This window comes from Arthrobacter sp. P1_C12_2 (assembly GCF_056406415.1).
Map to the genome: position 1 here is coordinate 143863 of NZ_JBFUAF010000020.1, position 10176 is coordinate 154038.

Sequence of the window (10176 nt, forward strand, 5' to 3'; positions counted from 1 at the left end):
GCCCTATCCGGGCAGCTGCAGCACCTGACCAGGGAAGACCAGGTGGGGGTTGCCGACGGTCGCCGTGTTCGCGTCGGCCAGCGAGTGCCAGCCTCCGGCGATGTTGAGCTTCTCGGCGATCGTGCTCAGGGTTTCGCCGCTCCGGATGGTGTAGGTCTGGCCACTCACTGATACCGGTGCAACGTGGCGGGGTGTCTGGACGGCTGCCTTGGGGGCGGCTTGCCGGGCAGGCACCTTGGCCGGGGTGTAAACCGCGGCTGGCTGTCGTGATGTGGTTGCGCTCTGCGGAGCCGCCGCGCCGCCGCGTAGGCCCAGCTTCGCGGCGCAGGCCGGCCACGCGCTCCAACCCTGACTGGCCTGCACTCTCTGGGCGACGGCGATCTGCTGTTCACGGCTGGCGTTCGCCGCGGACCCCGTGCCGCCATGGGCTGCCCACGTGCTGGCACTGAATTGCAGGCCGCCCGAGTAGCCGTTTCCTGTGTTGGTTGCCCAATTGCCGCCACTTTCGCATTGGGCCAGTGAGTCCCAGGTGGAGGCGGGGGCTGTGGTCGGGACGGCCGCGTTAGCGGCCGAAGCGGACAACGCGACGCCTGCGATAGAGACGGCCGCTAGGGTGACGCCGCGGCGCGCGACAGTGCTGTAGGTTGATTTCTTCATGATTTCAGATGCTCCTGAGAGCCACCGGTGCTCGGTCCGTCCCCGGACGTTGTCGCACTACTGCCCGCCCCTGACAATAGAGGTCATAGCGGTGTCTACCGGTCGGGCAGTATTTGGTGGTGGTAGCACCGGGCATGCCATGCCCGGTTGCCGGGCATGGATACTAGGTTAAGTCAGCCCCGGGACGTTATCAAGGCGTTACTTTGGGTGCTTTTGCCGTTATCATCTCGTCGCAGTTCGCCCCGCCGCGGATGCCCGCGGACACTTCCGCGTCAATCAGCCTCCGAGCAGTGCGGCCAGGTACGGCGCCGTCCGGCTCTGCGTGGAACGCGCGACGGCGGCGGGGGTCCCGATCGCCACGATCTCGCCGCCTGCGTCGCCACCAGCCGGGCCGAGGTCGATCACCCAGTCCGCTGCGGCCACCACATCCATGTCGTGTTCCACCACAATGACGGTGTTGCCGGCGTCCACGAGCCGGTGCAGTTGGGCCATGAGGAGCTGAACGTCGGCCGGATGCAGGCCGGTGGTGGGCTCGTCCAGCAGGTAGAGGGAGTGGCCGCGCTGGGCGCGCTGCAGTTCCGTGGCGAGTTTGATGCGCTGGGCCTCGCCGCCGGAGAGCTCAGTGGCCGGCTGCCCGAGGCGTAGATAGCCCAGGCCCACCTCGCGCAGCGTTCGCAGGCTGCGCGCGGCGGCCGGCACCCCTTCGAGGAACTCCGCGGCGGCATTCACCGTCAGGCCCAGCACCTCCGCCACGTTCTTGCCCTTGTACGTCACCTCAAGGGTTTCCGGGTTGTAGCGCGAGCCATCGCACTCGGGGCAGGGGCCGTAGCTGCCGGGCAGGAACAGCAGTTCGACGGCGACGAAGCCTTCACCCTGGCAGGTTTCGCAGCGGCCGCCGGCAACGTTGAAGGAGAATCGGCCGGCGCCGAAGCCACGCGCCTTGGCCTCGTCCGTGGCCGCGAATTCCTTGCGGACGGCGTCGAAGAGGCCGGTGTAGGTGGCGAGGTTGGAGCGCGGCGTGCGGCCGATCGGTTTTTGGTCCACCTTGACGAGCCGGTCCAGCTGGTCCAGGCCTGAGACCGGCCCAACACTGAGCGGCTCGGCGGACTCGCCAGCTTCGGCCTCAAGATCCTCAGGAGCCTTCGCCGCAGCGTCTGGCTCCGGGTGCAGCCGGGCGCCGACCACTTCGGCCAGGACCTGGCTGACCAGGGTCGACTTGCCCGAGCCGGAGACGCCGGTGACCGCGGTCAGCACGCCGAGCGGGAAGTCGGCGTCGAGTTCGCGCAGGTTGTGGCGGCTGATGTCGCGCAGTTCCAGCCAGCCGGCAGCTTCCCGGAGGGCGCCGCTGGCGGCGGAACCGCCGCCGTCGTCCGCGCTGYGACCAGGCCCGCCGTCGTCCGCGCTGCGGCGAGTACCGCCGTCGGGCCCGCCGTCAGCCGAACCAGCTGGGCCGTCCGGGAACAGGAACGGCCGGGTCACCGACGCGTCCACCTCGGCGAGGCCGGCTACGGGTCCGCTGTAAAGCACTTCGCCGCCGCCTTCGCCGGCGCGGGGACCCACATCCACCAGCCAGTCGGCGCGGCGGACGATGTCCATGTTGTGCTCCACCACGAACACCGAGTTGCCAGAGGACTTGAGCTGGTCCAGGACCGCGAGGAGGGGCTCGGCATCGGCGGGGTGCAGGCCGGCGGAGGGCTCGTCCAGCACGTAGATCACACCGAACAGTCCGGAGCGGAGCTGGGTGGCGATCCGGAGCCGTTGCATTTCGCCGGGGGAGAGCGTGGGCGTGGACCGGCCCAGCGCCAGGTAGCCCAGGCCGAGGTCCAGCAGCACGGTGACGCGCTGCAGGAGGTCGCGGGTGATGGCTACGGCCACCTCGTTGCCCTCGCCGGAGGACTGCTTGCGGGACGCGGTCCCAGCCTCTTTGAGCTCGGTGGTGGGGCGGATGATGTCCGCCAGTTCCGTCATGGGGACGGCGTTGAGTTCGGCGATGGTGCGCCCGGCGAAGGTGACGGCGACGGCGGCCGGGGTCAGGCCGCTGCCGCCGCAGACCGGGCACGGGCCGGTTTCCATGAATCGCAGCACCTTCTCGCGCATGGTGGTGCTCTTGGAATCGGCGAGCGTATGCAGCACGTAGCTCTTGGCGCTCCAGAACCGGCCCTTGTACGGCTTGGCGACGCGGTCGCGCTGGGGCGTCACTTCCACCACGGGCTGCTCCTCGGTGAACAGGATCCAGTCGCGGTCCTTTTTGGGCAGCTTCCGCCACGGTGTGTCGACGTCGTGGCCAAGGTGGGTCAGGATGTCGCGCAGGTTTTTGCCCTGCCAGGCCCCGGGCCAGGCGGCGATGGCGCCGTCGCGGATGCTGAGCGAGGTGTCCGGGACCAGGGAGGACTCGGTGACGGTGTGCGCGATCCCCAGGCCGTGGCACTCCGGGCAGGCGCCGGCGGCCGTGTTCGGGGAAAACGCGTCCGAGTCCAGCGGGCCGGCGCCGTCCGGATAGCTGCCGGCGCGGGAGAAGAGCATGCGCAGCGAGTTGGACAGGGTGGTGAGGGTGCCCACCGTGGACCGCGAACTCGGCGTCCCGCGGCGCTGCTGGAGCGCGACGGCGGGCGGCAGCCCGGTGATCATTTCCACCTTGGGGTTGTGCCCCTGCTGGATGAGCCGGCGCGCGTAGGGGGCCACGGATTCGAAGTAGCGGCGCTGCGCCTCGGCGTAGATGGTGCCGAAGGCGAGGGAGGACTTGCCCGAGCCGGAGACTCCGGTGAAGGCGACGATCGCGTCGCGGGGCACGTCCACGTCCACGTTGCGCAGGTTGTTCTCACGCGCACCGCGCACCCGGACAAAACCGTCCGTCGGATTGCCGGGAGCCAGATCCTGAATTAGATCCCGGTCGGCCTGGCGCGGCGAATTGGAAGCATGCTGTTTATTTTGCATTGGTTCGACTCTATCGGCTCCGGGGAGCGCCGGGCATATCCTTACCGGATGGATACGAACGACGACGGGGCACCGTTTGCAGAGAAAGAGCCTGAAGAACCGGAGGCCGGTGAACCCCTCCCGCTCCCGGTCGCCGAACTGCACCTTCATATTGAGGGAACGCTGGAACCGGAGCTGATCTTCGCGCTCGCGGAGCGCAACGGGATCGAACTGCCCTACGCGGACCTGGACGAGTTGCGCTCGCGCTACAAGTTCACGGACCTGCAGTCCTTCCTGGACCTGTACTACGCCAACATGGCCGTGCTGCAGACGGAGCAGGACTTCGCCGACATGACCCGGGCCTACCTGGCCCGGGCGGCGCTCGCCGGGGTCAGGCACGCCGAGATCATGCTGGACCCGCAGGCGCACCTGTCCCGCGGGATATCGCTTCAGACGTGTGTCAACGGCGTGGCCTCGGTGCTGGCCGGATCCCGCGAGGAGTTCGGCATCTCCACCCTCCTGATCGCGGCCTTCCTGCGCGACCTCACCGAGGAATCCGCCCTTGAGGTGCTGGAGCAGTTGATTGCCATGGAAGCACCGATCGCCGGCATCGGGCTCGATTCCGCCGAGGTAGGCAACCCGCCGGCCAAGTTCGAGCGGCTCTTCGCCCGGGCCAAGGAAGCTGGGCTGCACCGGATCGCGCACGCCGGCGAGGAGGGCCCGCCGTCGTACATCATTGACGCGCTGGACATCCTCGAAGTCGAGCGGATCGATCACGGGATCCGCTGCATGGAAGATCCGGAGCTTGTGGAACGGCTGGTGGACGAGTTCATGCCGCTGACCGTGTGCCCGCTGTCCAACGTCCGACTCCGGGCGGTGGACACGCTGGCCGAGCACCCGCTGCCGGCGATGCTCGCGGCGGGGCTGAACGTCTCCGTGAACTCGGATGACCCGGCGTATTTCGGCGGGTACGTGGACGACAACTTCGCGCAGCTGAAATCGGTGATCGGCCTGTCCGAGTTCGACTGCGTCCGGATGGCCGCGAACTCGATCCGGTCCTCCTTTGCGAGCGAGGAACGCAAGTCCGAGCTCCTGGCCGAGCTCGCCGCGTCTGGGCACTAAAATCACAGTTGCCCTATCACTTATGGTCGCCAAAACGGGCGGTTGGGAACCATAACTGATAGGGCAACAGTGCAGCGTGGGGGTCTGGGTGACCCCCGGTTGCCGGCTTAGACGTCGATCGAGTCCATGTGCGGGTACCGCGCTCCGGCGGCCGCCCCGGCCGGAGCCAGTTCGTCCAGGCGGGTCAGGTCCTCGGCGGAGAGTTCGACGTCGGTGGCGCCCACGTTCTCTTGCAGGCGGTCGCGCTTCTTGGTGCCCGGGATGGGAACGATGTGCTCGCCCTGGGCCAGCAGCCAGGCCAGTGCCAGTTGCCCCGGGGTGCAGCCCAACGCGCCCGCCAACTCCTTGACCCGATCCACGAGTTGCAGGTTTCGGTCAAAGTTCTCGCCCTGGAAACGCGGGGAGTGCCGGCGGAAATCGTCCGCGGCAAAGTCGTCGGGGCTGCGGAACTGGCCGGTCAGGAAGCCGCGGCCCAGCGGGCTGTAGGGGACAAAGCCAATACCGAGCTCGGCGAGGACCGGGAAGACCTTGGTTTCCGGCTCGCGCTCCCACAGCGAGTATTCGGTCTGCAGGGCGGTGATGGGGTGCACGGCGTGGGCACGGCGAATGGTGTCGGCGCTGGCCTCGGACAGGCCAAGGTGCCGGACTTTGCCGGCCTGCACCAGTTCAGCCATGGCTCCGACGGTGTCCTCGATCGGGACGGTCTTGTCCACCCGGTGCTGGTAGTACAGGTCGATGTGGTCCACGCCCAGCCGCTGCAGGCTCGCATCACATGCGGCGCGCACGTACTCGGGGGAGCCGTTGATGCCGACCCAGGATCCGTCGGGCCGCCGTTCGTTGCCGAATTTGGTGGCCAGGACGACGTCGTCGCGTCGGCCGGCGATGGCCCGGCCCACAAGCTCTTCGTTCGTGAACGGGCCGTACATATCGGCGGTGTCGAGCAGGCTTCCGCCGGCGTCGAGAAAAGCCTGGATGGTGGCGATGGACTCGTTTTCCTCGCCGTGGCCGTAGAACTCGCTCATGCCCATGCAGCCCAAACCCAGGGCCGAGACGGTGAGCGAACCGAGTGTACGGGTTTCCATGGATGATCTCCTCAAAGACAAATGGTGGGCACCCGATCCGGCACCTGACCCGGCGCATGTTCAGGCGGCGGGACGGCGCGCAGTGGGCAGACCGCAACTCTAGGCCCATCTCGCAGGGGACACAACGGAGCGCAGGGGACACAACGGGAGCGCGTTGCCGTTTCCGCCAGAGTCCACTGCACGCCAGACTCCACTGCACAGGCGGAGGCGGTTCACCCTTGCCGGGGGATGCGCCGGGCGGGGGCGCGCGGCAAAGTGCAGATATGACGAAGACTCGCGAGCGGCGCAAGGGCTGGCTGCGCCAGGTGATGCCTGGAGTCGATGTCGCCGCGACCTACCAGAAGGACTGGTTCGGCAAGGACATCATCTCCGGGGTCGTCCTGACGACCTTGCTTGTTCCCCAAGGTATGGCCTATGCCGAGCTGGCAGGGCTGCCCCCGATTACCGGGCTGTACACCAGCATCCTCTGCCTGCTCGCCTATGCGGTCTTCGGCCCGTCCCGCATTCTCGTCCTGGGGCCGGACTCTGCGCTGGGGCCGATGATCGCCGCGACGGTCCTGCCCCTTGTTGCGTCCGACGGCGACCCGCAGAAGGCGGTCGCGCTCGCCTCGATGCTTGCCCTCATGGTCGGCGCCATCATGGTCCTCGCGTCCGTGGCCAAGCTCGGCTTCATCGCCGACCTGATCTCCAAGCCGACGATGATCGGCTACATGAACGGTCTCGCGATCACCATCCTGGTGGGTCAGCTCCCGAAGCTCTTCGGGTTCAAGGTGGACAGCGATAACTTCATTGGTGACCTGGTCGGATTCGTCCAGGGCGTGGCCAACGGCGAGACGGTGGTCGCCGCGGCGGCGGTCGGCATAGCAGGGATTGTGCTGATACTTGCCCTGCAACGGTGGCTGCCCAAGGTCCCTGCGGTGCTCGTCATGGTGGTCCTCGCGATCGCGGCGACGTCGGTCTTCGACCTGGCAGCCAAGGGCGTCTCACTGGTCGGGGAACTGCCACAAGGCTTCCCGCCGTTCACCATCCCCCAGGTGGACTTCGCGGACCTTGGACTGATGTTCGCCGGGGCCCTGGGAATTGCGCTGGTGTCGCTGACGGACACGATCTCGACGTCGACGGCGTTCGCCGCACGCTCCGGCCAGGAAATCCGCGGCAACCAGGAGATGATCGGGATCGGCGCCGCGAACCTGGCCGCGGGCCTCTTCCAGGGCTTCCCGGTCAGCACCAGCGGATCCCGGACCGCCGTCGCGGAACGTTCCGGCTCGAAGACCCAGCTCACGGGCGTGACGGGCGCCGTGCTGATCCTCCTCATGCTCGTGCTGTTGCCGGGGCTGTTCCGGAACCTGCCACAGCCGGCCCTGGCGGCAGTGGTGATGACGGCGTCGATCTCCCTCGCCGACATTCCGGGAACGGTTCGTCTCTGGCACCAGAGGCGAACCGAGTTCTACCTGTGCATGGCCGCCTTTCTTGGAGTGGCGCTCCTGGGCGTTCTGCCCGGCATCGGCATTGCGGTGGGGCTGTCCATCCTGAACATCTTCCGCCGGGCCTGGTGGCCGTACGAGACAGTGATCGGGCGGGTGCCCGGATATGAGGGGTTCCACGACATCAGCGTCCACCCGGACGCGAAGCACCTGCCCGGCCTGGTGATCTACCGGTGGGACGCCCCGTTGTTCTTCGCCAACGTCCGGCCGTTCCGCGACAACATCCGGCACCTGGCCCTAACTGAACCCAAGCCTCGGTGGATCATTATCGCGGCCGAACCGATCACGGACGTGGACACAACCGCCGCGGACGTATTGCTCGATCTGGATGTCGAGCTGAACGCGCAGGGCATCTCCCTGGTGTTCGCCGAGGTCAAGCACAGGACCCGGGAGAAGATCGAAAAGTACGGATTGACCCGCGAGATCGAGCCGGAGCACTTCTATCCCACCACCGAAGCAGCTGTAGCCGCCTACATGGCCCAGACCGGGGCCCAGTGGAGCGCCGAGGAGTGACGGCAGGGGAGAGGACGCGGTTCCTCCCTAGCGGTGGATTAGCGGTGGATCCGATCTGATCCGGAAGTGAGCAGCACGGAGTCGATGGCGGAGGCGGGTGCCGCGCGCCATGCACCCCGGTCCAGGACAACTGTGGTCAGGACTGCCAGGACCACGACTGCGAAGTAGATCAGTTCTGCCCGGCCGGCCTCGGCACCGGAGAAACCGAAGGAACCCACCGTGAACGTGCCCTGGGCGTCGTGGAAGAGGTATGTGAGCAGCACGCTTCCGCCGGTGCGGTTGAACAGCCACACGTAGAGGAAAGTGATGGCGAACGTGGTGGGCAGCCCGATCAGGCTGAGCTGCCCGAACACGACCAGCGGAAGGTGCCAGAGGGCCACCATAGCGCCCAGGAGCACCGCGGACCGCAGCGGCGCCCACCTCGCCTGGAGCAGCGGCAGGGCATAGCCGCGGAAACCGGGCTCCTCTCCCAGGGGTCCGTCCAGCGGATTGACCAGGCGCACGGCAAAAACGGCCAGGAGCCCGGACCACGTCACCTGGGTCAGCCCCGGTGCCGGGGCGCCGAGGGCCATGTTCGCGAATCCGGTGACCAGCGCCATCATCGGCGGGAGGAGGAGGGCCACGGCGTACCAGACCCAGCCCACCCGCCACCGGATGAGCCGCCGGCCCCACGCCCGGAAGCCGGCCCTGCCCTCGGCGAGCCCAATGACGATCAGGGCCGCAGCGAGCGGACCGATCGGCAGGAATTCGAACTGCGTCATCAGCCCGGCCGCGTAGAGCGGCAAGGAGCACCAGGAAATCGCGAAGGCCAGGACAAAGAACGCCGAGAGGCGGTGACGCTGCAGCCAGACCTTGAAACGCGGCATGACGGCTCCTGGGGGACAGGGACGGATACGGCTCATTGTCCGCCCGCGGGTGCCCCCGAATCCAGTAACGCCGAAACGGGCACCTTCCGCGGACCGCAGCTCCAAGGCACCTGGCATTATGTGAACAACGCGGGTCACTTACGGCCGGTTCGCGGCGCTTCGATGGGCCGTAAGTGTCCCCGCGTTGCTTTTCTACTCGCGGGTAGCGGTGAGTTGGTCCGTCGCGCGCCCGGCTCAGCCCTGTCATAGTGGGTCACGACACACAGAGTTAACAGGATCCGCTCGCAAAAACCATCGTTTCCTTGGCAAAATGCAGGTGGATCAATTGCTTCTAAAGGAGACCCATGGGCGCGAACACCGCGGAAAACACCAACCTTCGGCTTAAGGCCGTGCTGGATGTCCTGACAGAGGAGGTATGGACGGGCGAAAAGCTGAACGCCGGAGCCGTACTCGGCGAGGCAATCGCACGGGTACCCCTCAACGACCACGAACGCGAACTCCTCAGCGGCGGCATTCCCCGCGGCCACAAGACGCTGACCACCGCGACGGGCAAGCTGGTCAAGGCGGGCTGGCTGGTCAAGGGCCGCTCCGGCTGGTCGATCACCGACGACGGCCAGCGCGCCACGGTGGCTTTCGCCGAGCCTGCCGTCTTCGCTACAGCGCTCGACGCCGGCACACCGGTTCCGGCGGGCACGCCGCTGCCGATAGCTCCCGTGGCGAAGCCGGCGAAGGCAGCAAAGACAGAAGCAACGCCGGCCGCCACGGCCGAGGAAGCGCCGTCGAAAACTTCCAAGGTTGCCGGCAAGGCCGCCAAGCTCGTCGAGGAAGTTGTGGCCCCCGTTGCCAAGGCGGTGCGGAAGCGCAAGCCCGCTGCGAAGGACGAAGCCCCGGCAGCGGCTCCGACGGCGGCAGCACCGGCCGTCAGCGTCGAAACCATCGACCAGCCCGAAGCCGTCGCGGTTGCCGGCGACTTCAACATCCTGCTCGGCGCGCCCGCCAACTGGGCGCCGCAGTATGACGAAGCCCAGATGGAACTGGACCAGGTGGATCAGCTCTGGAAGATCGCCGCGGAGATTCCTGCCGGCTTCTACACCTTCAAGATCGCCCTGAACCGCTCCTGGGACGAAAACTACGGTGCGTTTGGCGTCTTCGACGGACCCAACCACGAGGTCCACCACGGCGGCGGCCTCCTGGTCATCCAGTACGATCACCGCACCCGGGACATCGTCCTTCAGTAGGCACCGACACCCAATCGTCCTGCCGACACGCAAATGACCCTGCGACACCCGAATACCCTCTCTGTCAGCCTGTCGTGAGACAGATTGTCTTCGCGACAGGCGGGCGGGTTGGGCATGACGAAGTCGACTGGGAAGGTGCCGTTCCGGACTCTTGAGGAGAAGCTTTCGATCCTGGAGAAGTACGAGGCTGCCCCGCGTGGTCAAAAGGGTGCGGTGTTGCGTGAGTATGGGATTTCGGGGCATGCGGTCGGGATTTGGGCTTACGCTCGGGATCATGATGAGTTTGCTGCGACTCCCACGG

At 67.1% G+C, this 10176-nt stretch carries 8 protein-coding genes; 4 read left to right on the forward strand and 4 right to left on the reverse strand.

The features are described from left to right. Positions 1-3 precede the first annotated feature (3 nt). Positions 4-657 carry a transglycosylase family protein gene (locus AC1DZQ_RS18785; protein ID WP_476964915.1) on the reverse strand — a complete coding sequence of 218 codons (654 nt, stop codon included), beginning with the start codon at positions 655-657 and terminating at the stop codon, positions 4-6. A 276-nt stretch (positions 658-933) separates the two neighbouring features. Beyond that, positions 934-3591: an excinuclease ABC subunit UvrA gene (locus AC1DZQ_RS18790; protein ID WP_476964916.1), complete on the reverse strand. Its 2658-nt coding sequence runs from the start codon at positions 3589-3591 to the stop codon at positions 934-936. A 48-nt stretch (positions 3592-3639) separates the two neighbouring features. On the opposite strand from AC1DZQ_RS18790, the gene AC1DZQ_RS18795 reads away from it, so the two are divergent. Beyond that, positions 3640-4692 (forward strand): adenosine deaminase, encoded by a 1053-nt coding sequence (locus tag AC1DZQ_RS18795; RefSeq protein WP_476964917.1) that lies wholly within the window; start codon positions 3640-3642, stop codon positions 4690-4692. A gap of 107 nt (positions 4693-4799) precedes the next feature. Here the strand turns inward: AC1DZQ_RS18795 and AC1DZQ_RS18800 are convergent, their stop codons facing one another. Next, entirely contained in the window at positions 4800-5774 is a 975-nt protein-coding gene (locus tag AC1DZQ_RS18800) for an aldo/keto reductase (protein WP_476964918.1), read from the reverse strand. 263 nt (positions 5775-6037) lie between these two features. Here AC1DZQ_RS18800 and AC1DZQ_RS18805 point away from each other — a divergent pair, with 263 nt between their 5' ends. Then, positions 6038-7771: a SulP family inorganic anion transporter gene (locus AC1DZQ_RS18805; RefSeq protein WP_476964919.1), complete on the forward strand. Its 1734-nt coding sequence runs from the start codon at positions 6038-6040 to the stop codon at positions 7769-7771. Positions 7772-7809: 38 nt separating this feature from the next. On the opposite strand, the gene AC1DZQ_RS18810 is transcribed toward AC1DZQ_RS18805, so the two are convergent. Next, positions 7810-8637, reverse strand: coding sequence for a CPBP family glutamic-type intramembrane protease (locus tag AC1DZQ_RS18810; RefSeq protein WP_476964920.1), 828 nt, complete (start codon positions 8635-8637; stop codon positions 7810-7812). 344 nt (positions 8638-8981) lie between these two features. On the opposite strand from AC1DZQ_RS18810, the gene AC1DZQ_RS18815 reads away from it, so the two are divergent. Both AC1DZQ_RS18815 and AC1DZQ_RS18820 read left to right on the forward strand, forming a co-directional pair. Then, a complete protein-coding gene (locus tag AC1DZQ_RS18815) occupies positions 8982-9875 on the forward strand; it encodes a pullulanase X25 domain-containing protein (protein ID WP_476964921.1) in 894 nt (297 codons plus the stop codon). 114 nt (positions 9876-9989) lie between these two features. After that, on the forward strand, positions 9990-10176 hold a 187-nt coding region (locus AC1DZQ_RS18820; protein WP_476961534.1), incomplete at its 3' end, for a hypothetical protein.